The organism is Sinorhizobium fredii NGR234, from assembly GCF_000018545.1.
Taxonomy (GTDB): Bacteria; Pseudomonadota; Alphaproteobacteria; order Rhizobiales; family Rhizobiaceae; genus Sinorhizobium; species Sinorhizobium fredii_A.
Genome location: NC_012587.1, coordinates 987146 through 1012351, shown reverse-complemented (window position 1 = coordinate 1012351; position 25206 = coordinate 987146). Strand labels below are relative to the sequence as shown.

Sequence of the window (25206 nt, the reverse complement as noted above, 5' to 3'; positions counted from 1 at the left end):
TGTGCATTCCCGACCGAAAAAATGCGGAAGGAGGACGCAATGGGACTGAAGCATTCGGATATCACCGCCATTCTCGGCCCGGTCGATGAAACCCTGATGGCCGAACTTCTCGCGACGGGCGCGACCACGAGCGAGCTCGCCGAAGCGATTGCCTGGGTCAACAACGACGAAGCCCTGATCGGCGAGGGCCGCCATCTTCCGGCCGGCCGGGTTGCCGCCCTCATCGACATCCTGACCCCCGACGTCGATGAGGAATGACCGCGAACCTCCCGCCTCAGGACGGGCGATCGTCTCGCTCCTGGGGCCGGAAAGGTTCATTCGTGAGGTCCGGCCGCTGCGGCCGGTGTGAGTACCTGATTTATCGTGTCGAGGGAGGGATACATGGCTGCCAAAGACGTCAAGTTCAACACGGACGCGCGTGACCGGATGCTGCGCGGGGTCGACATAATGGCCAACGCCGTCCGGGTGACGCTTGGCCCCAAGGGGCGGAACGTGGTCATCGACAGGTCCTTCGGCGCGCCGCGGATCACCAAGGACGGCGTTTCCGTCGCCAAGGAGATCGAGCTCGAGGACAAGTTCGAGAATATGGGCGCGCAGATGCTCCGGGAGGTTGCCTCGAGAACCAGTGAGATTGCCGGCGACGGCACGACGACCGCGACGGTGCTGGCCCAGGCGATCGTCCGGGAAGGCGCCAAGGCCGTCGCCTCCGGGATGAACCCAATGGACCTGAAGCGCGGCATCGATCTGGCCGTCGATGCGCTCGTCACCGAATTGAAGGGAAAAGCGCGCCAGGTTTCCAAGAATGAAGAGATTGCCCAGGTGGCGACGATCTCGGCCAATGGCGATGCGGAAATCGGACGCTATCTTGCCGAGGCGATGCAGAAGGTCGGTAACGAGGGCGTCATCACCGTCGAAGAGGCCAAGACCGCCCAAATCGAGCTCGAAGTCGTCGAAGGCATGCAATTCGATCGCGGCTATCTCTCGCCCTATTTCATCACCAACCAGGACAAGATGCGGGCGGAACTGGAGGATGTCTACATCCTCATCCACGAGAAGAAGCTCTCCAACCTGCAGGCGATGATCCCGATTCTCGAAGCGGTGATTCAGGCCGGCAAGCCGCTGCTGATCATCGCAGAAGACGTCGAAGGGGAAGCCCTTGCGACGCTCGTGGTCAACAAGCTGCGTGGCGGCCTGAAAATCTCCGCCGTCAAGGCACCCGGTTTCGGCGACCGGCGCAAGGCGATGCTGGAGGATATCGCCATCCTGACCGGCGGCACGGTCGTTTCGGAGGATCTGGGCATCAAGCTCGAGAACGTGACGATGGAGGCCCTTGGTCGGGCAAAGCGCGTCATGGTGGAGAAAGACGCAACCACGATTGTCGGCGGTGGCGGCACGAAAGAGGATATCAGCGGCCGCGTCGCTCAGATCAAGGCGCAAATCGACGAAACGACTTCCGACTACGACCGGGAGAAGCTGCAGGAGCGGCTTGCCAAGCTCGCCGGGGGTGTCGCGGTGATCCGCGTCGGCGGCTCGACGGAAGTGGAAGTCAAGGAGAAGAAGGACCGTGTCGACGACGCGCTGCATGCGACGCGGGCCGCGGTCGAGGAAGGCATCGTGCCGGGTGGCGGCGTCGCCCTGCTGCGTATCGTCAAGGTGCTCGAAGGCCTGTCGACCGACAATGACGACCAGCGCGTCGGCGTCGAAATCGTCCGCCGCGCCATCGAAGCGCCGGTGCGCCAGATTGCCGAGAACGCCGGCGCCGAGGGATCGATCATCGTCGGACGGCTGCGCGAGAAGACCGACTTCGCCTATGGCTGGAATGCCCAGACGGGAGAGTTCGGCGATCTCTTCGCGATGGGCGTGATCGACCCGGCCAAGGTCGTGCGCGCGGCGCTGCAGGACGCAGCCTCGGTCGCAGGCCTCCTGGTGACGACGGAAGCGATGATTGCCGAGAAGCCGAAGAAAGAGGGCCAGATGCCGATGCCCCCGGCCCCGGGCATGGACTTCTGAGACCCACACGATCCGCGTCCCAAACGGAGAAACCCGGCGATCATCTCGCCGGGTTTTTGTCACTTCTGCTGCACGTTTTCCGAAATCGTAGCCGATTCAAGGATCTCAGGTGCTACAGCTTCCTTTGCCCGTCTGATACGACGCGCGGCGCTGCAGTGAACCTCAGTCCTTCTTCTGCGGGATCGGGCGGATCGCCAGCTCGCGCAGCTGCGCCGGCGTCGCCGGCGACGGCGCGCCCATCAACAGATCGACTGCCTGCTGGTTCATCGGGAACAGCGAGATCTCGCGCAGGTTCTTGGCGCCGACGATCAGCATGACGATGCGGTCGATACCGAAGGCCATGCCGCCATGCGGAGGGGCACCGTACTGGAAGGCGCGGTAAAGGCCGCCGAACTGCTCTTCGACATCCGCTTGGCTGAGGCCGACATTCTCGAAGGCCTTGACCATCAGTTCCGGTGACTGGTTACGGATCGAGCCCGATGCGATCTCGAAGCCGTTGCAGACCATGTCGTACTGGAAGGCCTTGATCGACAGCAGATCGTCGCCGGAGAGCGCCTTGAGCCCACCCTGCGGCATCGAGAACGGGTTGTGGGCGAAGTCGACGCGCTTCTCGTCCTCGTTCCATTCATAGAACGGGAAGTCGACGATCCAGCACAGTTCGAACCGGTCGCGATCGACGAGGTTCAGCTCTTCGCCGGCCCTGGTGCGAGCCTCGCCGGCGAACTTGTAGAACTTCGCCGGCTCGCCGGCGACGAAGAAGCAGGCATCGCCATCCTCGAGACCGAGCTGGGTGCGGATCGCATCGGTGCGCTCCTCGCCGATGTTCTTGGCAAGCGGGCCGGCGCCCTCGAGCTTCTCGCCTTCCTTGCGCCAGAAGATATAGCCGAGGCCGGGCTGCCCCTGGCTCTGGGCCCAGGCGTTCATGCGGTCGCAGAATGCGCGAGAGCCACCTGTCTTGGCCGGGATCGCCCAGATCTCTACCTTCGGATTGGTGGCGATCATGTTGGCGAAGACCTTGAAGCCGGAGCCGGCGAAATGCTGGGTGACTTCCTGCATCTCGATCGGGTTGCGGAGGTCCGGCTTGTCGGAACCGTACTTGCGGATCGCCGTGTCATAGGGGATGCGCGGGAACTTGTCGGTGACCGGCTTGCCGTCGGCGAAATCCGCGAAGATCGCGCGGATCATCGGCTCCATCGTGTCCCAGACGTCTTCCTGCTCGACGAAGCTCATTTCGAGGTCGAGCTGGTAGAACTCGCCGGGCAGCCGGTCGGCGCGCGGATCTTCGTCACGAAAGCAGGGGGCGATCTGGAAATAGCGGTCGAAGCCGGCGACCATCAGGAGCTGCTTGTACTGTTGCGGCGCCTGCGGCAGCGCGTAGAAGGTCCCGGGATGGATGCGGCTCGGCACGAGGAAGTCGCGCGCGCCTTCCGGCGACGAGGCCGTCAGGATCGGCGTCGTATACTCGGTGAAGCCGATGTCGGACATGCCACGCCGCATGGCCGAAATGACCTCGGTGCGCTTGACGATGTTCCTGTGCAGCGTCTCGCGGCGAAGGTCGAGGAAGCGATACTTGAGGCGCACGTCTTCCGGATAGTCCGGCTCGCCGAAAACCGGCAGCGGCAGTTCCTTGGCGGCCGACAGCACTTCGATCTCGCGGGCATAGAGCTCGATCTCGCCGGTCGGCATGTTCTTGTTGACGGTGTCGTCGGTGCGGGCCTTCACCGTTCCGTCGATGCGAATGACCCACTCGCCGCGTACGGTCTCGGCCATCTTGAAGGCCGGCGAATCCGGATCGGCGACGACCTGGGTCATGCCGTAGTGATCGCGCAGGTCGATAAAGAGCACGCCGCCATGGTCGCGGACGCGGTGAACCCAGCCGGAAAGGCGAACGGTGGAGCCGACATCCGACTTGCGGAGTGCGGCACAGGTGTGGCTGCGGTAACGGTGCATCGTCTGGTCCTGGAATTGCAGAAAGCCGCGCGAGGCTCGCCAAGGGCGGGCGCGGCGGCATAGCCAAAGTCGGGCGGAAAAGCGCATGATGCGCCCGATTTGTCAAGGCCGCGGCGCCACCCGCGCCGTCGGTCGATCCGCCCGTATTGCCTCGCGGCGCCGGAACCGCACAAGATTCCGGAAAAGGTCACAAATCGCTACTGTCCCCGCCTGCGGCGCCCCGCTAAACAGGGAAGACCCGCCTGCCGCCACGAGTCGCCGCCGTAAAGCCGGATGCGCCCATGTCCAAGATACGCCCGCTGATCCCCCTCCTCCTCACCGCCGGCATCCTGATCGGCGGCAATGGCTTGCAGGGCACCTTCATATCCTTGCGGGCGCTCGATGAAGGGTTTTCGACATCGCTGATCGGCGTCGTCGGCGCGGGCTACAATGTCGGCTTTGCGATCGGCTGCGTCTACGTGACCCGCATTCTCAGAGCCATCGGCCATATCCGCACCTTCTCCGCAATGGCGGCAATCGCCTCGGCGGCGGCGATCGCCATGGTGCTCGTCATCGAGCCGTGGTTCTGGTTCGTCATGCGGCTCGTCGCCGGCATCTGCTTCGCCGGCCTCTTCGCAACGGTCGAAAGCTGGCTGAACGCCAGCGTCACCAATGCCAACCGGGCGCGCACGCTGTCGATCTACCGGCTGGTCGATCTCGGCTCGGTGACCGCCGCGCAATACTTGATTCCGGGCGTGGGAATCGGCGGCTTCGAGCTCTTCGCCTTCATCTCGATGGCGCTGACGCTGTCGCTCGTGCCGATCTCCTTTGCCGACCGCTCGAGCCCCGTCGCGCCGGAAGCGATCCGCTTCGACGTCAAGGCGCCCTGGAACATCTCGCCGCTCGCCACGATCGGCTGTATCGTCGTCGGGCTCACGAACGCGGCTTTCCGGTCGCTCGGACCGATCTATGCGCAGGGGATCGGACTGTCGGTCACCGCGATTGCCACCTTCATGAGCGCCGGCATCATCGGCGGCGTCGTTCTGCAATATCCACTCGGGCACTACTCGGACCAGTTCGACCGCCGGCTGATCATCCTGGTCGCTACGTTCGGGTCGCTTGTTGCCGGGCTCTTCCTCGCCTTCGGCGCCGGCAGCGACGAGTGGCTGAACTTTGCCGGCATCTTCGCCTTCGGCGCCTTCGCCATGCCGCTCTATTCGCTCTGTTCAGCCCATGCCAACGACCACGCGGCGGAAGGGCAGCATGCACTGGTTTCCGCCGGCATGCTGTTTTTCTGGTCGCTCGGCGCGATCATCGGACCGCTCTTCGCCTCCTTCATGCTCGATCTGTTCGGGCCGCGGGCACTCTTCATCTACACCGCGGTGATCCTTTTCCTCTTCATGCTCTATACTCTGCAGCGCATGACGGCGCGAGAAGCGGTTCCCACCGGGGAACGCTCCATGCCGTTCCGCAACTTGCTGCGCACCTCGTCCTTCTTCAACAAGCTGGCGGCCGGCAGCCATCCTCAGCACGATGGAGGGAGCCTGCGGCAAGATGCGCGATCCGATCGAATTGCTGAACGCGAGGATCAGGTTTAGAACGACGCCATTCCTGAAACGCCACAGGGGCGACATGTTCCGCGCTCCGCCCGGCCTAATGTGGACGCTATGACGCCGTTGCTCAGCCGCCGCACTTTTCTCCAGGGCTCGGCCGCACTTGGCGGTGCCTTTGCGCTTGGCGCCGGGCTCGCCGCACGCGCCGGGGCGGTTCCCGAAGCTCAGCTCCTCACGGCGCAGCTGGCAAAGGCGCAGATTGCCGCCGATGGTGTCACGCCCGTCATGACATACGGACTTGGCGACGCGGTCCATACCCACCTGCCGCCCGTCCTGAGGATGCGCAAGGGCGAACCCTATGCGGCAAGGCTCGTCAACAGGCTCGACGAGCCGACGACGGTCCATTGGCACGGCTTGCGGATCGCCAATGCGATGGACGGCGTGCCGGAGATGACCCAGGCTTACGTCTATCCCGGCGATCACTTCGACTACAGTTTCACCCCGCCGGACGCCGGCACGTTCTGGTACCATCCCCATTGCAACACGCTGACGCAGATGGGCCATGGCCTGACCGGGGTGATCGTCGTCGAAAACCCGGCGGACCCGACGTTCGACGCGGAGATCGTCCTCAATCTTCGTGACTGGCGGCTGGGCGCCGGGGGGAAATACATCGACCCCTTCAAGCCACGCGATGCCGCGCGCGGCGGCACCTACGGGACCGTCAGAACGGCGAATTGGCAGCAGGAACCTGTCTATGACGCACCGGCCGGCGGGCTCGTTCGCGTCAGGATCGCCGCGACCGACGTGACGCGCATCTACACGATCGGCCTCGAGGGGGCCGAGGCGAAGGTGGTCGCGCTCGACGGCAATCCGGTCGATCATCCGTTCCTGCTCGACCGGCTCGACATCGGGCCGGGACAGCGCGTCGATCTCATCATGCGCATGCCCGACAGCGAAGGGGCAGGCGCGACACTGGGCAACTTCCGCGGCTCGAACCCGTGGACGATCGCGACGCTCAGGTCAGTCGGCCCTTCCCTAAAGCGGGACCTTGGCGACGTCGCCCCCCTTCCGGCCAATCCGGTCGCTAGAGCCGACCTGTCGACGGCGCAGCGGATTCCCCTCGAACTCACGGCAACGGCCGAACACACGGCGGTACCATCGGTCTGCGGTTCGCTCGGTTACACCTTTTGGGCGCTCAACAAGGTTCCGTGGCCGGGGGACACGCCCGACCCGATTGCACCGATCGAGGAACTGAAGCTCGGCAAAAGCTATGTGCTCGAGATCGCCAACCGCACCCCGCACGCGCACCCGATCCACCTGCATGGCTTGAGTTTCCGCATCCTGAGCTCGAACAAGCGGAGCTTTCTGCCGCCACCGACCGACACGATCCTGCTTTTGCCTGACGAGCAGGCGGAGGTGGCGCTCGTTGCCGACAATCTCGGCGACTGGGTGATCCACTGCCACATCATCGAACATCAAAAGACCGGAATGACCGGCTATTTCAGAATTATCTGACAATTTCGATTGAGACGCCCGCAGCGAAACTATAGAGGGAAGGTTCAAGCCTCATTTTCGCCACAGTGATTTAAGCCCCGATGATTCAGACGACAGCAGAACTGGAGGCCGCCTGCCAAGAGCTGGCGCTCTCGAGCTACATTACGATCGATACGGAATTTCTGCGCGAGACGACGTTCTGGCCTGAACTCTGCCTGATCCAGATGGCCGGCCCCGACACGGCGGTGATCGTTGATCCGATGGCGCCGGGGATCGACCTCGCGCCGTTCTTCGCGCTGATGGCCAATGCCGACGTCGTCAAGGTTTTCCATGCGGCGCGCCAGGACATCGAGATCATCCACCATCTCGGCAATCTCATTCCGCATCCGCTCTTCGACACGCAAGTTGCCGCCATGGTCTGCGGTTTCGGCGACAGCGTCTCCTATGACCAACTCGTCAGCCGCATCAAGAACGTGCAGATCGACAAGTCGTCGCGCTTCACCGACTGGAGCCGCCGGCCCCTGACCGACAAGCAGCTCGACTATGCGCTGGCTGACGTGACGCATCTCAGGGACGTCTACCACTACCTGAAAGCGGAGCTCGAACGAGAAGGACGCTCCTCCTGGCTCGCCGAAGAAATGGCGATTCTGGAGAGCCGCGAGACCTACGATCTCCATCCGGAGAATGCCTGGCAGCGTCTGAAGATGCGCGTCAGAAAGCCGATCGAGCTGGCGGTGCTGCAGAAGATCGCCGCCTGGCGCGAGCGCGAAGCGCGGGCGCGCAACGTGCCGCGCGGCCGGATCATCAAGGACGACGCGATCTACGAGATTGCCCAGCAGCAGCCGAAGGACGCGGAGGCGCTCGGCCGGCTGAGGACCATTCCGAAAGGCTGGGAGCGCTCCAGCGCGGGCGCGGCGATCGTCGAAGCGGTCAGCGAGGCCTTGGCGATCCCGAAGACCGACCTGCCCCGCCTCCCCCGGCAGAATCACACCCCGGAGGGCGCTGCCGCAGCGGGCGAGATGCTGAAGGTGCTCTTGAAGCTGATTTCCGAGAAGGAGGGCGTGGCCGCCAAGATCATCGCCAGCAGCGACGATCTCGACCGGATCGCCGCCGAAGGCGAAAAGGCCGACGTCGCCGCGCTGAAAGGCTGGCGCCGCGAATTGTTCGGCGAGATGGCGCTGAAGCTCATCAACGGCGAAGTCGCGCTTCGGTTCGTCGGAAAGAAGATCGAAGCAGTGGACATCCCTGGCTGAACGCCGCGGCTGCCAACACCTTTCCGCCCGAATCCGGCCTTAGCCAGGCTCGGAAGCTGAGCCGACGCCAAGGCCGAGGATCAGAGTTCGCATCGCTGCGGATGGGGCTGCCCAAACTGCGGCCATCCTTTCGGTATTTCGCTTTTCGGGGCCATCGCGCATGCGCTGGAGATTTTCCACGCTCGAGTTCATCCTGTTGCTTCTGGTCGTCGCCGGTAGCGGCGTGGCCTATGCCTGGGTCGTCTATGGCGACGGTGCCTTGATCGGCGCGACCTTTGCGGTCTTCATCTGCATGCCGGTCCTTGCCTTTGAGCGGCGCATCATCTTCCGGCGCCTCTACAGGACGATCCACAGCTTTCCGACGCCGGCCTTTCTGCTGTCCTCGATCGCCGTCTATTTCGCGGTCGAGAATCTTGGCTTCGTCGCAGCAGGGGTGGTACTGAAGCTGACGGGCGTTCTGCAGCAGTCCTGGAGTGACGCGATGGTGCCGTCCTTCAATGCGCTCGTCTATGCGCTCGTCGTCTCCGGTCCGATTATTTTCGTCCTGCGGGTGCGGGAATTGCTCGGCCGCGACGTGTTCCTGAGCCTGCTGACGGGACGTTACCGCAAGCCGGTTCAGGAGGAACGCGTCTTCCTGTTTGTCGATGTCGCCGGCTCGACTTCCTATGCCGAGCGCTTCGGCGATCTCAAGATGCAGGAATATCTCGGAAAGCTGTTTGCCGAGCTTGCCGACCCGGTCCTGCGCTACCGCGGATCCATCGACGATTATATCGGCGACGCCGCCGTCATCACCTGGTCTTTCGATCGCGCCGTGGCGGACGCCGCCTGCATTCGCTGCGTCTTCGACATTCTCGACCAGGTCGAAGCGTCGGCGGCACGCTGGCGCAAGGTTTACGGTGAGGTGCCGCGGCTGCGCGCCGCACTCCACGGCGGAACGATCGTCGCCGCCGAAATCGGCGTCGACCGGCACAAGATCACCTATTTCGGCGACACGGTGAACACGACGGCGCGTCTCGAAGGCCTCTGCCGGACGCTCGACCGGCAGGTGCTGATTTCCGCCGACCTGCTGCGTCGCATGCGCCTGCCCGCCTTCGTCAAAAGCGAAGACCTCGGCGAGCACGAGGTCAAGGGGCGTGGCCAGCGGCTCGGGGTGTTCTCGCTCCGTGCCGGCGGCCCGCCATTGCCGGACTCGCGGAACGCAATCGCGACGGCCGATCATTCGGCGTGAGGAAGGCTCTAGCCGTGTAGCTTCGCGCCCCTGGTGATCTTGTCGACGAGCTTCCTCTCGGCATGAATGGCAATCCCGGCGACGGTGGCGTCGTCCGGACCGGATCGCGAGAAGACCTCGCGGTTTGCACTGTCGTGACCGGTCGAGAACATCGCGTCGACATAGAGCGAGGTTTGAATATCGCGTTCCAGCGCGCGTCTCTGGATGTTGCTCAGTGTCGTGCCGTCCGCCGAAAGCACGATGATTGGCTGGATGCTCAAGGCATTGTAGGCATTGCCGGCTGCGTCGCGATAGGGCTCGCCGATGATATCAGGCTTCTGCCCGGCAATGCCCGTCGCCAGGAATGCGGTGACATTCAGCTTCTGCCATTGGGCGAGGTCATCGCGCAGCACTATCGCAAATTTCGTCTCGAACATGATGAGCAATCCGATCTCCGTCAACGACCGCCAGCTTAGCGCGGGAAACCGTCATCGATCTTGAACATTCGTGCACGGCGCCGGGACGGGCTTGCCACTGTCATCAAAGCTTCACCGGGCTGTAAAACAAGCATCAAGCAAGCGTCATCAAAGCCGCCTATCGGGGATCGTCCGATCTCCAACCCAGGGTGAACTTCATGACGAAATCGTTTCTTGCCGGCGTGACGCTGACGCTTTTGATGTCGACGAGTGCGCTCGCCGAGGAGAAAGCCTTTCCGGCGACGCTGAAGGCGCATGCCGTCCTTCCGGCCAATACCATCATCGCCGCGCCGGCGGATACGGCCGATTACCTCAAGACTTCCGGCAAGTTCTCGACCGCCGACCGCAAGCGCGCCGTGCAACTCGGCAGCGTGCCGGGCAAGGACGGGGTTCGTCCGACCGGGCTGTCGCTCCCCTTCAATGGCCAGCCGATGCAGGGCTTTTCCGGTATCAAGGCGATGCCGGACGGCACCTTCTGGAGCCTTTCGGACAACGGCTTCGGCAACAAGCTCAATTCGACCGACGCCATGCTGATGCTTCATCACCTGAGGATCGACTGGGACGCAGGCAAGGTCCAAGCCCTGGAAACCGTCTTCCTGTCCGATCCCGACCGCAAGGCCCCCTTCCCGATCGTCATGGAAGGTGCGGCGAGCCGCTATCTGACCGGCGGGGACTTCGACGTCGAATCGATCCAGCCCGTCGCCGACGGTTTCTGGGTCGGCGAGGAATTCGGTCCCTATGTCCTGAAGTTCGACGCGACCGGCAAGCTCACCGACGTCATCGCGACGATGGTGGAGGGCAAGCCGGTGCTCTCGCCGGACAATCCGACGCTGGCTCTGCAGGCGGACCCTTCCAAGAAGACGCCGGCCTTCAACCTCAAGCGCTCGGGCGGTTACGAGGGGCTGGCGCTGTCGAAGGACGGCACGAAGCTCTACGGCCTGCTCGAAGGACCGATCTGGACGGATGGCGAAACGGTCGAGCAGGCGGATGGCCGCCCGGCGCTCCGCATCGTCGAGCTCGACGCGGCAAGCAAGACCTGGACCGGGCGCAGTTGGCTCTATCCGCTTGCCGAAGGCGGCGAGGCGATCGGTGACTTCAACATGCTCGACGAAAAGACGGCGCTGGTGATCGAGCGCGACAACGGCGCCGGCACCGTCGACAAGGCCTGTGCCGATCCCAAGGAGCCCAAGCCCGATTGCTACGCGGTCGGTTCGAAACTGAAGCGCGTCTACAAGATCGCGATGGATGACGAGAACGTCGGCAAGGCGGTGCGCAAGATCGGCTATATCGATCTCCTGAAGATCGCCGATCCGGACAACCGGAGACGCCAGGGCGGCGGCGACGGCTCCTACGACATGCCCTTCGTGACGATCGAGAACGTCGACCGGGTAGACGACACGCATATCGTCGTCGGCAACGACAACAACCTGCCCTTCTCGGCCGGACGTTCGCTCGACAAGGCAGACGACAACGAATTCGTGCTGCTCGAAGCGGGCGAATTCCTCAAGGCCGAATAGGCTCGAACGGTCGCGCGTGGGAATCCTCGCGCGACCGCTATCGCCCAATGGGCGGCGGCGCCAAGATCACGATGATTTTAGGTCGGGTCGACCTAAAATCATGGTGATCGATTCTAATAGGTTAGAGCGGGATGCGGGCGGAAAACCGCGCACACTTTTCCTCATCCCGCTCAGCGCTCGAAGTGGAAGGCGAGTTTCTTGCCCGTCAGACGGCCGAGCTGCTGCAGGCGGCCATCAAGGCGTTCGCCCTCGAAATCGAGATAGGCCGCGGGCACGACGAATTCGAGGTCGACATCCGGCCGCGTCGACGGTCTGAGGGTGAGATGGCGGGCGACACCCGGCATGGAGGCGGAGAATTGATAGGCCACCCGCAACAGGCCGCCGAGCAGCTTCGCCAGTTCCAGCAGGCGCGGCGTCGTGATGCCGGCGAGAGGACTCGTGGCGCCGTCGTCGTTGAGCCCCTCGAAGCGATAATAGTTGGCAAGCGCGATGTAGGCCCGGCCGGCATGGGTGATCCCCGTGAAGGCGGAATGGGCGATGATGTTCAGCGCCTGAAGGCCGCGATAGTCCGGATGCGCGCGCCAACTGATGTCCGCCAGCAGGCAGGCCGCCTGCCGGTAACGGCTCTCCTCCTCGGTTTCCACGATGCCGAAATGCGGCACCATCCGGCCGGTCCATTCGGCAAGTTCGCGGGCATGTTCCGGGGAACGGGCGCGCAGGATGGCGATCTCGTCGGCCGCGGTCAGCAACGGGTCCTGCAGGCGCTCCTGGTCGGAAAGCAGCGAGTAGAGGTAGCCTTCACGAACACCGAGCGCGGAAAACGAAATCCGCTCCGGTTTCATGATGGAGATCGCCTCCTGCATCGTTACCGCGCCGAACGGCAAGAGGCTGCGACGGCTCTTGGAAATCGTCGCAAAGGCCGACGGTTTCAAGATCCTGGGCTCGATCACCTCGGCCAGGATCGCCATCGCCTCGTCATAGGAGATTTCGTAGCCCTGCATCATGTGCAGCGGGTAGTCGCGCGCTTCCATCTGAAGCTTGGCAATGGAGCGCCAGGTTCCACCGACGGCGTAGAAAGTTCGCCCGGTACCACGCCTCAGGACATCCGCCCCCTTCATGAACTTCCGCACCCAGGTGCGCGCCCGGCTCAAGGAGCCATTGCTGTGTTCGAAGAGGCGGATGCCGCCGAGCGGCAGGGTTATGCCGTTGCCGATCCGCCGGCCCTCGACGTCGACCAGTTCGAGCGAACCGCCGCCAAGGTCGCCGACGACACCATCCGGATCGTGGTAGCCGCTGACGACGCCCATGGCGGAGTAATAGGCTTCCTCCTCGCCGCTCAGGATGCGAACCCTCTGGTCAAGGATGGCTTCCGCCTTCTCGATGAAGGCTGCGCCGTTCGAAGCCTCGCGCGCGGCGGCGGTTGCCAGCACATAGGTTTGCGTGGCACGCGCCTGATCGGACAGCGCACGGAAACGGTGCAGCGCCTTCAGCGCCCGCTGAACGCTCTCCTCCTCCATCCGGCCGGTCGCGTCGATCCCCTTGCCGAGACCGCACATCACCTTTTCATTGAAGAGCACCGCGGGGGCGCGGCTGAGCCCCTCGTAGACCACGAGGCGAATGGAGTTCGAGCCGATGTCCACGACGGACACCGGGCGGATGCCGGGCAGACGCCCCTGCGCTTCTGATTCGACCATGCGATTCCAGTTTACTTGCGCCAACCGCTTTTCCAGCCGGCAATCAGCTTCGGTGCACTGGACTTCAGGGCTTCACCCCGGCCCGAGAGGCTGGGATTGGTCATGAAATAATGCTGCGCGTTGAACGGCTCGGTGTCCTTGCCGACTTCCATGCGGCGCGACGTGCCGTCCGGAAGAATCTCGTAGCTCTGCTGGTTGTCGATGAGATTGCCCAGCATGATCTGCGAAAGAACCTGTTCGTGCACAGTCCGGTTGATGAGAGGCACGAGCGTCTCGACCCGCCGGTCCAGATTGCGCGGCATCATATCCGCCGAACCAATATAGACAAGCGCATTTTCCGAAGGCAGGCCGTGGCCGTTGCCGAAGCAGAATATCCGGGAATGCTCGAGGAAGCGGCCGACGATGGACTTGACACGGATATTGTCGGAGAGACCCGGCACCTGCGGCCGCAGGCAGCAGATGCCGCGAACGACGAGGTCGATCTCGACGCCGGCGCGGCTTGCCTTGTAGAGGGCGTCGATGATTTCCGGATCGACGAGCGAGTTCATCTTCATCCAGATGGACGCCGGCCGGCCCGCCTCGGCATGCGCAATCTCTTCGTCGATGTGCTTGAGGATGCGCGGACGCAAGGTATGCGGCGAGACGGCGAGCTTCATTCCTGCCTCCGGCTCGCCGTAGCCGGTGATGAAGTTGAAGATGTTCGCCATGTCGTGGGCGATCACCGGATTGCAGGTGAAGAAGGACAGGTCGGTATAGATCTTCGCCGTGACCGGGTGATAGTTGCCGGTGCCGAGATGGCAATAGGTCCTGAGCTTGCCTTCCTCGCGGCGAACGACCATCGACATTTTCGAGTGCGTCTTCAGTTCGATGAAACCGAAGACCACCTGGACGCCGGCGCGCTCGAGGTCGCGCGCCCAGCGGATGTTCGCCTCCTCGTCGAACCGGGCCTTCAGTTCGACGAGCGCGGTCACCGACTTGCCCGCCTCGGCGGCGTCGACCAGGGCGCGCACGATCGGGCTGTCGTTGGAGGTACGGTAGAGCGTCTGCTTGATCGCCAGCACGTCGGGATCGCGCGCGGCCTGCAGCAGGAACTGCACCACGACGTCGAAGGACTCGTAGGGATGGTGGACCACCATGTCCTTCTCGCGGATCGCGGCGAGGCAGTCGCCGCCATGCTCGCGAACGCGTTCCGGGAAGCGCGGGTTGTAGGGCTCGAAACGCAGATCCTCGCGCGGCGCCTTGGTGATTTCCGAAAGCGTGTTGAGCGCGAGAAGCCCTGGCAGAACGGCGACGCGATTGTCGGGAACGCCGAGCTCGTGAACGACGAACTGGCGGAGCGAAGCGGGCATTTCGGAGTCGGTTTCGATGCGGATCACCGACCCGCGGCGGCGGCGCTTCAAGGCCGTCTCGAACAGGCGCACTAGGTCTTCGGCCTCTTCCTCGACCTCGATATCGCTGTCGCGGATGATGCGGAACGTACCAGACCCCTGGACCTCATAGCCCGGGAACAGACGGTCGATGAACTGGCCCACGACATCTTCGAGGGTGATGTAGCGGATGACGTTCTTGACGTCCGGCAGGCGGACGAACCGGTCAAGCGCCACCGGCAGGCGCAACAGCGCCGTCATCGGCTCGCGGCCGGTCTTGCTGATGAGCTGCAGGCCGATCGAGAAGCCAAGATTCGGAATGAACGGGAACGGATGGGCCGGATCGATGGAGAGCGGCGTCAGCACCGGGAAGATCGATTGGTCGAATTCGTTGGCAAGCCAGCTTCTGTCCTGGGCGGACAGGGAGGCAGGGCGAACGATGAGGATGTCTTCCTTGGCGAGATACTGCTGCAGGACGGCGAGCGAGGCCTGCTGCTCCATCTGCAGATTGTCGATTTCCTTCAGGATGTCGTCGAGCTGTTCGGCCGGGGTCTTGCCGTCCGGACTGCGCAATGAAAGACCCGATCGCACCTGCCCCTCGAGGCCGGCGACGCGGACCATGAAGAATTCATCGAGGTTGGCGGCGGAAATCGACAGGAAGCGGACGCGCTCCAGGAGCGGGTGCGCGGTGTTCAACGTTTCCTCGAGCACGCGGCGGTTGAACTGGAGCCAGGAGAATTCGCGGTTGATGAAACGCTCCGGGCTCGACAGAAGATCGTGCTGTTCCGCCGGCGCCTTGTGTTCGGTGATTGCAGACGTCGCGTTATCCATTCCCATCAGACCCCATTGCTCCGGATGCACCGGCTATCCCACTTTGACGACGGTTCTGTGACAGTCAATCGGACCGGCGGGCATTTGCGAGTTCTTCCAAGACTTCCGCCGCAAGGGCACGTGTCAGCCGCGTGCCGCGGGCGAGCGCCGAATGATCCAGCCGCTCGACGATCGTCTGCGCCGCCTCGAGCGAGCGCTCCATCCGATTGACTATATAGGCGACGAAACGCTCGTCGACGAGCAGCTGGCGATCGGCGAAAAGCTTGAAGAGCACCTGGGTCAGGAGTTCGTCGTCCGGCTCGCCGATCTCGACGACGGTCGCCGCCTTCAGGCGCGATTTGAGATCCGGGAGCGCGACCGGCCAGGACATCGGCCACAGCCGCGAGGTCATCAGCAGCGCCGTTCCGTTCTGGCGCACGCTGTTGATGACATGGAAGAGCGCCGTATCGTCGAAACCCTGCCGGTCGACGTCCTCGAAGAGCACCGGCTTCGAGGCGGCGATGTCGGCGGCATTCGAGCCGGCGACGGGGTGGATTGCCACCGCGTCCGACCTTTCCCGCCAGATGCTGGCGAGATGCGACTTCCCGGAGCCGACCGGTCCGGCGATGATGACGACCGGCGACGGCCACTCCGGCCAGTGATCGACAATCGCAATGGCCGCGCTCAGGCGATCGGAAACGAGCAGATCCTCCCGGCCGGTTGCCGGGTCATGGCCGAAGACGAGCGGCAATTGTTCGTTAGGGCGTCTTGTCATGCTGTGCTCTGGAGGATGGCATGTGTCGGCCGGGCTCCTGGTCCTCCGGCTGCTGCTTCGCGGCCGTCCTATGCCCGTGGTAGAGGTCGCTATCAAGGTACCGCTGGATACCGAAACGGACAAGGACGCCGATCGCCGCGGCCGCCGGCACGGCGACGAGAAGGCCGACGAAACCGAACAGCGCGCCGAAGGCCAGCAGGGCGAACATCAGCCAGACGGGATGGAGACCGACGCTCTTGCCGACCAGCTTCGGCTGGAGAATGTTGCCTTCGAGAAACTGGCCGGTGAAGAAGACCGCAAGGACGAGCAGGATCCAGATATAGTCGGGCCAGAACTGCACGACCGCCACGCCGACGGCGAGCACGAGGCCGACCAGCGATCCGACATAGGGAATGAAGCTGATCATGCCGGCAAAGAAGCCGATCAGCAGGCCGAAGTTGAGTCCGACGAGCGACAGGCCGATGGCGTAATAGAGGCCGAGAATGACGCAAAGCGATCCCTGGCCACGCACGAAACCGGCAATCGTCGTGTTCATGTCGCGGGCGATCTGGCGCACGACGTCGACATGGTCGCGCGGCACCCAGCTATCGACCTTCTGGACCATGTGGTCCCAGTCGAGCAACAGATAGAAGGCGACGACCGGTGTGATGATGAACAGCGACAGGATGTCCAGCAACGCCATGCCGGAATTCCAGAGCTGCTGGAACAGGGTGCCGAGAAAGGTTGCGCCCTGCTCGAGGAGCTTGGCTGAATTCTGCTTGATCGCCGCCATTTGGGCCTCGAGCCAGTCGGGCACCAGCGTCGACTGGGTGGTGTCCGCCACAAAGGCCTGGAGCCTCGCGACATAGCCGGGCATCTTCTGGATGAAGTCGGCGGCTTGCGTGAAAATCAGCGGGATGACGATGATCAGCGACAGCGCAAAGAGGACGATGAAAGTGACGAGAATGGCGATCGTCGCCATCAGGCGGCTGAGGCCGAGGCGTTGCAGCCGGTCGGCGACGGGATCGAGGAAATACGCAAGTGCCATGCCGGCGAGGAACGGCAGGAGGATGGAGCTGAACACCATCAGAAAGGCAATGAAGGCGGCAAGCACAAGCAGCCAGAAGAATATCTGGCGCTGAAGTCCGAAACCGCTGATCCGATTGCCCATGGTATCCTCGTCACGCCTCCGGCGCGTCGCGCCCCGCGTCGTTCGTCCGACGAGATAGGGTGCGGCGCGCGCGCAGGTCAAGCCCGACGCCCCTCAATACGCTCCCTTGGCGTCCGAGGGGGACAGGAGAAAGGCAAAAACGTGAAAAAAGGCCGCAAGGCCGGGCCTCTGCGCTTGCACTCCTCAGCTTGCCGTGCCAATCGCATCCGCAAAATACGACGAGCCTTGGAGAACGAGCATGAGCCAGTCGGGAAAGAACGGCCTCACCTATAGCGACGCGGGTGTGGATATCGATGCCGGCAACCTGATGGTCGAGAAGATCAAGCCGCATGTGCGCTCGACCCGGCGTCCCGGCGCCGACGGCGAGATCGGCGGCTTCGGCGGCCTCTTCGATCTCAAGGCGGCCGGCTTCACCGATCCGGTGCTGGTCGCCGCCAATGACGGCGTCGGCACCAAGCTCAAGATCGCCATCGACGCGAACAAGCACGACACCGTCGGCATCGACCTTGTCGCCATGTGCGTCAACGACCTCGTCGTGCAGGGCGCCGAACCCTTGTTCTTCCTCGACTATTTCGCCACCGGCAAACTCGATCCCGACCAGGGCGCGGCGATCGTCGCCGGCATCGCCGCCGGCTGCCGCGAGGCTGGCTGCGCGCTGATCGGCGGCGAAACGGCCGAAATGCCCGGAATGTATTCCGGCGGCGACTACGATCTCGCCGGTTTCGCCGTCGGCGCCGCCGAACGCGGGCAGCTTCTGCCGGCAGGAGGCATTGCCGAAGGCGACGTCATCCTCGGCCTCGCCTCCTCCGGCGTGCACTCGAACGGCTATTCGCTGGTGCGCAAGATCGTCTCGCTCTCGGGTCTCGCCTGGGACGCGCCGGCGCCCTTCGGCGAGGGCACGCTTGCCGACCTCTTGATGACCCCGACGCGCATCTATGTGAAGCCGCTTCTGAAGGCGATCCGCGCCACCGGCGCGATCAAGGCGCTGGCGCACATCACCGGCGGCGGCTTCCCGGAGAACATTCCGCGCGTCCTGCCGAAGCACCTCGCCGCCGAGATCGACCTCGACGCCATCAAGCCGCCGGCCGTTTTCTCCTGGCTTGCCAAGACCGGCGGCGTCGCCGCCAACGAGATGCTGCGCACCTTCAACTGTGGCGTCGGCATGATCGCCGTCGTTCCGGCGGAGGAAGCCGACAGGGTCGCGGCGGTTCTGGCGGGCGAAGGCGAAACGGTCTTCAGGCTCGGCCGCATGGTGGCGCGGCAGGACGGTGCGCCGGGCACGATCTACAAGGGCAGCCTCGCCCTATGAGCCTCGCCGCCGCCAGGAAGAAAAAGGTCGTCGTCTTCATCTCGGGCGGCGGGTCCAACATGCTGTCGCTGGCGAAGGCTGCGGCTGACCCGGATTTCCCGGCCGAGATCATTGCCGTCATCGCCGACAAGGCGGAGGCCGGCGGCCTCGCCAAGGCGGCAGCACTCGGCATTCCGACCTTTTCCTTCGTCCGCAAGGATTTCCCCAGCAAGGAAGCCCACGAGGCGGCGATCCTCGCAGAACTCGACCGGCTGCAACCGGACATCATCTGCCTTGCCGGCTACATGCGCCTGCTGTCCGCAGCCTTCATCCAGCGCCACGAGGGCCGGATCCTCAACATCCATCCGTCGCTGCTGCCGCTCTTCCCGGGGCTCAACACGCATCAGCGCGCGCTCGAGGCCGGCATGAAGCTTGCCGGCTGCAGCGTGCATTTCGTAACCGAAGCCATGGACGACGGCCCGATCGTCGCCCAGGCCGCCGTGCCGATTCTTGCCGGCGACACGCCGGAGACGCTTGCCGCACGCGTGCTGACGGTGGAGCACAAGACCTATCCGCTGGCGCTCAGGCTGGTCGCCGAGGGCCAGGTGGAAATGAAGGACGGGCGCGCTGTCAGCCATGCGGTCGGCGACGCCTCAGGCGCGCTGATTTCTCCTGCCATCTGATACGCCCGACTCTTGCACACGGGCAGAGGGCGTAACACCCCCTCTGCCCTGCCGGGCATCTCCCCCACAAGGGGGGAGATTGGCTAGAGGCACCGGCCTGCCTCGTAAGATCAATGCCGCGAAAGCCACACCGCACCCCATCGATCACGGCAAGTGTAACTGGACGCGCGAGACGTCGCTTCTAGTCTAGTGCCCATCCATAAACGCCTGTTTTTCTGCGGTTTTGCAAGGTTGTTTGCCGGCTGACATCGTTTCTTGGGACGCGTGATGGCACAAGGCGGCGCAGGTTATGGCCCGAAGAGCGATCTGGCGGCAATGGGTCATGGGGTATCGGCCGACGCTCGCCGGCCTTGCTCTGAACGCCACCGGATCAGGAGCGTCAGGTCGGCCTGAGGCGGGCGAAGAGGGCGAGATTGTAAGCGACCACCGAGGACCAGACATAAGCCTTGAAGTGGTCGAGCCCACGCCAGGTGCAGCGCCCCAAGCCATAAGCGCGTTTCAGGCAAGAGATGCCGGCCTCGATGCCGGCGCGGAAGTTGCGCAGCTTGCGATAGACCCAGCGGCTGCTGACCATGTCTTCGATGCTGAGGCCGCGCTTCTTGTGGAAGGCCATGTCGCGGATGCCGCGGGCTTTGGCTCCGCTCAGGTTTTCGCGGCTGGCATAGCCGCCGTCGGCCGCCGCCTGACGCGGCGGCTCGCCGTAAAAGGCGATGTGGCGTTCCAGCATCGGCAGCAAGCGCTCGCTGTCGGTCGGATTGCCGGCTTCGATGACGAGGTCGAGGATCAGTCCGCTTCTGCCGGTGGTCAGATTGAGTTTGTGGCCGTAGTCGACGTCGCGGCTGCCCTTGACGATGATGTCGGCATGCGGCTCGAACAGGCTCACCAGCTTCTCGCCGGCAGGGACCGGCTCCCCGACCAGGACCCGCTGTTCGGTCTGGGCGATGATCCGCTCGATCAGCGGCCGGTAATGGCGGAGTTGGGCCTGCCACAGTGCGCCGGCCGGGCCCGCCGTCAGCGGCACCTGTTCACTGGCCTGCTGCAGATAACTCAAAGTCGTGTGCGTGATCTTGAGCAGTTCGCGATAGTGCCTGATTCGTTTGGGGCGGCCGCGGGTATATTCGATCGCCCGAGCCCGCTTCTTTGCCGCGCGGCGATGGTCGTGCCATGGGATGGCGCTACCCAGCGCCTCGGCCTGCTGCAACAGCCGCACCGTCACCCGGACAGCGTCCCATAACAGGCTGCTGTCGCTCGGTTCATGTATCGGTGCGGCGGTGACGGTGCTGTCCACGCGCACGACCTTGCCACTTTCCAGCTTCTCCTGCCGGGCGCTCGCCAGCAGCACCCCGTTGATCTCTTCAAAGGTTTGCGCCCGGATCGCGCTGATCGTCTTGTGCAAGACCGACTTCTTCGGGTTCCAGCCCCACGGCAGCCGGGCAAACGCCCGGAACGAGGCGGAGTCTTCGAGATGGAAGGCCAGTTCCTGGTAACTCAACTGGCGATGCTGCTTGAGCAGCGCGCAGCGCAGCACAGCCTCGGCTGGTAGCCCCTCGCGGCCGGTCTGTCTGAGACCATGCCGGCGCAGGTCCCCCGCCACCAGCCCGAGCAACTCGCCATGCTCATCCAGCCATTCCGACATCGCCTTCAGTTCACGACCGATCTCGTGTTCGGCGAAAAGATCAAATATGCTGGCTTGGACGGTGCGTTCTTGGCGCATTGTCGGCTCCGGCGGTTACGGGTTTGTCTTTAGAATCAGTAGCTTGATCTAAAGTATACCTGAAACCGCCGGGCTTTGCCCGCGCAGATATCGCGATTCACCCAATAATTTCAGCAGTTTACCGTTTGTGGACGGGCACTAGTCTAGCCGATCTCCCCCCTTGCCCGGCAGGGCAGAGGGGGGTGTTACGCCCTCCCCGCTGCACCGGTGTCCGACCGACTACGTAGGCACGCCCGTATGGACTTCTCACTTCGCCGCCGCCAGCCGCCGGTCCAGGCCGTCGAGGACACGCCGCGTCAGGGCCGCATAGTCTTCGTCGAAGTGATGACCGCCCTCGATGGCGACGACGTCCGCACCGGAGGATTTCAGTTCCGGGCAGGCGTCATCCTCCTCCTCGGTTCCGTAGAAGCATTGGACGCGTGCCGGATCGATCGCCTTGACGTCGTCGACCGGATCGCCGGCGCTCCCCGCCCCTCCCGCGCCGAGCCAGCCGAGGACGGAGATCTTGAAATCGGCCTGATGCGACAGCGCCATGAGGCTCACCTGGCGGACGCGCACCCGATCCGCCGGCGGCAGCAGGTTGTAGGTGCGCGGCAGGATATCGGCGCCGAAGGAATAGCCGATCAGCAGCACGTTGCGGACATTCCACCGCTTGCCGTAATAGCCGATGATCCGCGCGAGATCGTCGGCGGTTTCCTGCGGCTGGCGTTCGGCCCAGAAATAGCGCAGAGAATCCACCCCGACGACCGGGACGCCCTGCTGCTGCAGGACATTGCCGACCTCCTTGTCGATGTCGCGCCAGCCGCCGTCGCCGGAATAGATCACCGCCATCGTGGCGCGGCTCGGCTTGGCGTCGAGGACCGTCAGCGGCAGCCCGAACGGATTGTCGGCTTCGTCGTCCTCGTCCAGATAGCCCGACAGGGCATCGGACAGTGCCGCATAGGCATCGTCGTCGGTATCGTCGGTCTCGATTTCGGAATGTTTCCCGACAAGCGCCGCGACATGGGCTCGACCATCCGCTGATACAGCAGAAGAAAAGGTCACCGCCACCGGGTCGGGCAAAGGTCCGTCGGTCAGACCGTAGACCATGCGATCGCCCTTGCGACTTTTCTCGGCAGGCGTGCAGAGCTGCTTCGTCAGGGCAATTCCTTCTTCGGGATCGATCGCAAGGGTCCTGCCGATCGTTGCGGCGGGCGATTGCGCGGCGATCGCCAGAGCCATCGCGCCGCCGGCGCCGACACCGGCCACGACCGGCGGGCGATAGGCGCCGCTTCCGGCCGCGCGCTGCACCTGCTGGCTCAAGGATTCGATATCGGAGACGGTATAGATGCAGTCGCCATCATCCTTGGCGAGCGCCGCCAGATAGGCCTTGAGGTCGATGCCGATGACGATCGCATTGTCGTCGGAAAGCGAGCGGGCGACGGTGTCTTCCTTCGACGACCACCCGCCGCTATCGGAAAGCAGCACCACGAGCCCTGTCGCCTCCTGCTTGGGAAACAGGATATGCGGCGATGGGATCATGCCCGTGTCGAATTTCTGCGCGTCGTCGGCCGCGGCCGGGAGGCTGGCCGCCCCGGCGACCAGCGTCGTCAAAATGGCGGCCCGCGCTATCGTTCCAATGAGGGTCATTTCCTTATCACTCCCTTGAGGCCGCCGCCGATCAGGAACGTCGCATCCATCAGCGCGAGGATCGGATTGAGCCCGCCGCTCGCGACAAGATATCGTGGCTGCCAATGCGGATGGAATTTGGACTTGAAGGCGCGCAGGCCCTTGAAGTTGTAGTAGCGTTCGCCGTGTTCGTAGAAGGTCCGGCCGGCGCGGTCCCAGACCGGCGCCAGACGGCGGGACGACATGCCGGAGAGCGGCGCCATGCCGAGGTTGAAGCGCCGATAGCCTTGCGCCTTCAGATATTCCATGAGCTGGGCGAAGAGGAAATCCATTGCACCCCTGGGCGCCTCGGGCGAGAAACGCATCAGGTCTATCGATCCTTCTTCTTTCGTTCCGGTCACAAGGACATTGGCGAAGGCGACAATTCGACCATCGCATCTGAGGATCGCGACCGGCTGTGTCACGATATAGTCGGGATCGAAGGCGCCGAGCGAAAAGCCCTTCTCGCGCGCGCTGTGGTGGGCAAGCCAAGCGCCGGAGATCGCCGCAAGTTCCGGCAGGATCGCCGGTACATCGGCGGGTTCGACCACCGAGAATTCCAGCCCATCCCGCAGGCCGCGGCTGACTTGCTGGCGCAGGTTCGCCCATTTGCCGCCCTTCAACTCGAAGCGTTCGAGATCGACGTCGGCGAGTTCGCCGAGACGGAAGGCCCTCAGGCCCGCATCGGCGTAATAGGCGAGTCCTCTGGGCGAGACCTGATAGAAGACGGCACGGCAGCCGTTGGAACGCGCCGTCTCGATGAACTGCCAGATCAAATCCGGCCAGGCATCGACAGGTCCGACGGGATCGAATAGCGCAATCCAGGAGCGTGCCCGGCGGCCATACATGATGAAGGCGCGGCCGTCGGCAGCAAACATGATGCTCTTGTCGCCCATCCGCACCAGATTGGCATCGGACATGTCCTGGGCCGCGACGATCGCGATGGCGCGCTCCATGTCCTCCTCGGAGGCCGGCGCGACCGCCGTCGTGGCCGGCCGCATCAGGCTCCAGATCGCCACGGCGGTTGCGCCGATCGTCACCCCGAACAGGGCGCGCAGCCCGCGCGGCGCCTCTGCCGAAAATTCGAACTGCCACCAGAGCTCATGGCTGTATTCGACGTCGCGATAGACGAACAGCAGAACGACCAAGGCACCGAAACAGATGACGCCGAGCGCCATCAGCCACGGGGGCGTCAACGCCTGTCCGAAAAGCGAGGCGGGACGAACGAAAAGCCGGCGGCTGGCAAGGAGCCCGACGAGGAAGAAGGCGAGCATCCCTGCCTCCACCAGCGCCATGGCCTTGACAAGCGACAGCAGGAGAGCGGCGAGCGCGATGACGACCGAGGCCCACCAGGCGCCGTCGAGACGCAGCGCCAGCCCGCGCGCCACAATGACCAGCGCAAGACCCAGCAGGCTCGCCAGGAAGTGCGCCCCTTCGACGATCGGAAGGGAGACATGGTTGGCGAGGAAGGCAAGGTTCTCGTCCGGCGTCGGCGTGACGCCCGAAAGGACCAGCATGAGGGCGAGCACGAGGGCCAGGGTGGCTAGCAGGAGCGGCGTCATGCGGCCGCCGGCGCGGCGCAGGCTGGAGGCCGCCGGGTGGCCGGCGAACTGTCGGACCTCCATGCCGACGATCACCACGATGGCGATCAACAGCGGCAGCACATGGTAGATGACGCGGTAGAGGACCAGCGCGCCGAGGACCGCATCGACGTCGGCGGCGCGCCCGAGGGTCGCGACGATCACCGTCTCGAAGACCCCCAAGCCGGCCGGAACGTGGCTGAGCACGCCGAGACCGACCGCTACGGTATAGATCGCCAGGAAGGCCGGCCAGCCGATCGTGCCCGCCGGCAGCAGCACATAGAGCACGGTCGCGGAGGCCGCGAGATCAAGCGCCGTCACCAGGAACTGGCGCGACAAGGTCCTCGTATCCGGCAGACGCAGGGTGAACCGGCCGATACTCACCTCGTGACCGCTGCGCGCCGCAATCATCACTGCGAGCATGGCAGCAAGGACGAGCACCGCGATTGCCCGCAACCAGAACGGATCGATCCCAGTCAGTGGTGCGACATATTCGGCGACGGCGAGCAGGCTCAGGCAGGCGACGGCGGCGAGGCCAAGGCCGAAGGCGAGCGTGACGAAGGCAATGACCCGGCCGATATCGTCGGGCTCCAGGCCGAGGCGGGAGTAGGACCGATACCGGATCGCGCCGCCGCTCAAAGGTCCGAAGCCCGCCGTGTTGCCGACCGCATAGGCACAGGCCGCCGTCAGGGCGACATCGGCGTAAGGAAGCTTTCGCTTGATGTAGTCGAGCGCGCCCACATCGTAGAAGGTGAGTGCGAGAAAGCTCAGCCCGGTGAACAGGACAGCGGTTGCCACCGTGGTCCAGCTCGTGCCCGCCAGGGCAGCCACCACATCCTCATACTTCACCTCGGCCGTGAGATGGAATATCGCCACGCCGAAGAGCGCGATCATCGCGAGGGTGCCTATGGCGGAAAGGTAGCGTTGGTGACGCCTCAGGAATGGCCGCCACCCGCCCTCGGCCGGTTCGTCTTGGGCTTCAATTTCGTGGAGGGAGGAAGGGGCCGTCATGGATCGCCCGTGTCGTTGAAAAAGACACGATCGATTTACCCCAGCATG

The 25206-nt window shown here is 64.0% G+C and carries 18 protein-coding genes; 9 read left to right on the top strand and 9 right to left on the bottom strand.

The window, feature by feature from the left end; translation table 11 throughout:
- Nucleotides 1-39: 39 nt before the first annotated feature.
- Nucleotides 40-258 carry a hypothetical protein gene (locus tag NGR_RS16015; protein WP_012707520.1) on the top strand — a complete coding sequence of 73 codons (219 nt, stop codon included), beginning with the start codon at nt 40-42 and terminating at the stop codon, nt 256-258.
- A 123-nt stretch (nt 259-381) separates the two neighbouring features.
- Nucleotides 382-2010 (top strand): chaperonin GroEL, encoded by a 1629-nt coding sequence (gene groL / locus NGR_RS16010; protein ID WP_012707519.1) that lies wholly within the window; start codon nt 382-384, stop codon nt 2008-2010.
- A gap of 162 nt (nt 2011-2172) precedes the next feature.
- Here the strand turns inward: groL and aspS are convergent, their stop codons facing one another.
- Entirely contained in the window at nt 2173-3960 is a 1788-nt protein-coding gene (gene aspS / locus NGR_RS16005) for an aspartate--tRNA ligase (protein ID WP_012707518.1), read from the bottom strand.
- A 281-nt stretch (nt 3961-4241) separates the two neighbouring features.
- Between aspS and NGR_RS16000 the strand changes: the two genes are divergently transcribed.
- From NGR_RS16000 to NGR_RS15985, 4 genes are all read left to right on the top strand, one after another.
- On the top strand, nt 4242-5537 hold the full coding sequence (locus NGR_RS16000; RefSeq protein WP_012707517.1) for an MFS transporter: 1296 nt from the start codon (nt 4242-4244) through the stop codon (nt 5535-5537).
- Between the two features lie 69 nt (nt 5538-5606).
- On the top strand, nt 5607-7007 hold the full coding sequence (locus NGR_RS15995; protein WP_012707516.1) for a multicopper oxidase family protein: 1401 nt from the start codon (nt 5607-5609) through the stop codon (nt 7005-7007).
- A gap of 80 nt (nt 7008-7087) precedes the next feature.
- Nucleotides 7088-8239 carry a ribonuclease D gene (gene rnd, locus NGR_RS15990; RefSeq protein WP_012707515.1) on the top strand — a complete coding sequence of 384 codons (1152 nt, stop codon included), beginning with the start codon at nt 7088-7090 and terminating at the stop codon, nt 8237-8239.
- A gap of 160 nt (nt 8240-8399) precedes the next feature.
- Nucleotides 8400-9467: an adenylate/guanylate cyclase domain-containing protein gene (locus NGR_RS15985; protein ID WP_012707514.1), complete on the top strand. Its 1068-nt coding sequence runs from the start codon at nt 8400-8402 to the stop codon at nt 9465-9467.
- 8 nt (nt 9468-9475) lie between these two features.
- On the opposite strand, the gene NGR_RS15980 is transcribed toward NGR_RS15985, so the two are convergent.
- Entirely contained in the window at nt 9476-9883 is a 408-nt protein-coding gene (locus tag NGR_RS15980; protein WP_012707513.1) for a DUF2000 family protein, read from the bottom strand.
- Between the two features lie 197 nt (nt 9884-10080).
- On the opposite strand from NGR_RS15980, the gene NGR_RS15975 reads away from it, so the two are divergent.
- On the top strand, nt 10081-11439 hold the full coding sequence (locus NGR_RS15975; protein WP_012707512.1) for an esterase-like activity of phytase family protein: 1359 nt from the start codon (nt 10081-10083) through the stop codon (nt 11437-11439).
- Between the two features lie 170 nt (nt 11440-11609).
- Here NGR_RS15975 and ppx read toward each other — a convergent pair whose 3' ends face one another.
- The 4 genes from ppx to NGR_RS15955 all read right to left on the bottom strand — a co-directional run bounded on the left by ppx (nt 11610) and on the right by NGR_RS15955 (nt 17235).
- Nucleotides 11610-13133: an exopolyphosphatase gene (ppx, locus tag NGR_RS15970; RefSeq protein ID WP_012707511.1), complete on the bottom strand. Its 1524-nt coding sequence runs from the start codon at nt 13131-13133 to the stop codon at nt 11610-11612.
- Nucleotides 13134-13144: 11 nt separating this feature from the next.
- Complete coding sequence (locus tag NGR_RS15965) at nt 13145-15331, bottom strand: RNA degradosome polyphosphate kinase (protein ID WP_164924603.1); 2187 nt, start codon at nt 15329-15331, stop codon at nt 13145-13147.
- A 64-nt stretch (nt 15332-15395) separates the two neighbouring features.
- Entirely contained in the window at nt 15396-16085 is a 690-nt protein-coding gene (hdaA, locus tag NGR_RS15960; RefSeq protein WP_012707509.1) for a DnaA regulatory inactivator HdaA, read from the bottom strand.
- A complete protein-coding gene (locus NGR_RS15955; RefSeq protein ID WP_012707508.1) occupies nt 16069-17235 on the bottom strand; it encodes an AI-2E family transporter in 1167 nt (388 codons plus the stop codon). The genes hdaA and NGR_RS15955 overlap by 17 nt, the downstream gene beginning before the upstream one ends.
- A 238-nt stretch (nt 17236-17473) precedes the next feature.
- Between NGR_RS15955 and purM the strand changes: the two genes are divergently transcribed.
- Together purM and purN are read left to right on the top strand one after the other, a co-directional pair.
- Nucleotides 17474-18544 (top strand): phosphoribosylformylglycinamidine cyclo-ligase, encoded by a 1071-nt coding sequence (purM, locus tag NGR_RS15950; RefSeq protein WP_012707507.1) that lies wholly within the window; start codon nt 17474-17476, stop codon nt 18542-18544.
- Nucleotides 18541-19206 carry a phosphoribosylglycinamide formyltransferase gene (purN, locus tag NGR_RS15945; RefSeq protein ID WP_012707506.1) on the top strand — a complete coding sequence of 222 codons (666 nt, stop codon included), beginning with the start codon at nt 18541-18543 and terminating at the stop codon, nt 19204-19206. Before purM ends, purN begins: the two co-directional genes overlap by 4 nt.
- A gap of 379 nt (nt 19207-19585) precedes the next feature.
- On the opposite strand, the gene NGR_RS15940 is transcribed toward purN, so the two are convergent.
- The 3 genes from NGR_RS15940 to mprF form a co-directional block, all read right to left on the bottom strand.
- On the bottom strand, nt 19586-20920 hold the full coding sequence (locus tag NGR_RS15940; protein ID WP_012707505.1) for an ISNCY-like element ISRsp17 family transposase: 1335 nt from the start codon (nt 20918-20920) through the stop codon (nt 19586-19588).
- 246 nt (nt 20921-21166) lie between these two features.
- A complete protein-coding gene (locus tag NGR_RS15935) occupies nt 21167-22549 on the bottom strand; it encodes a virulence factor family protein (RefSeq protein ID WP_012707504.1) in 1383 nt (460 codons plus the stop codon).
- The gene (mprF, locus tag NGR_RS15930; RefSeq protein ID WP_012707503.1) at nt 22546-25158 is read right to left on the bottom strand and encodes a bifunctional lysylphosphatidylglycerol flippase/synthetase MprF; all 2613 of its coding nucleotides are present in this window, start codon (nt 25156-25158) and stop codon (nt 22546-22548) included. The genes NGR_RS15935 and mprF overlap by 4 nt, the downstream gene beginning before the upstream one ends.
- Between the last annotated feature and the right edge of the window lie 48 nt (nt 25159-25206).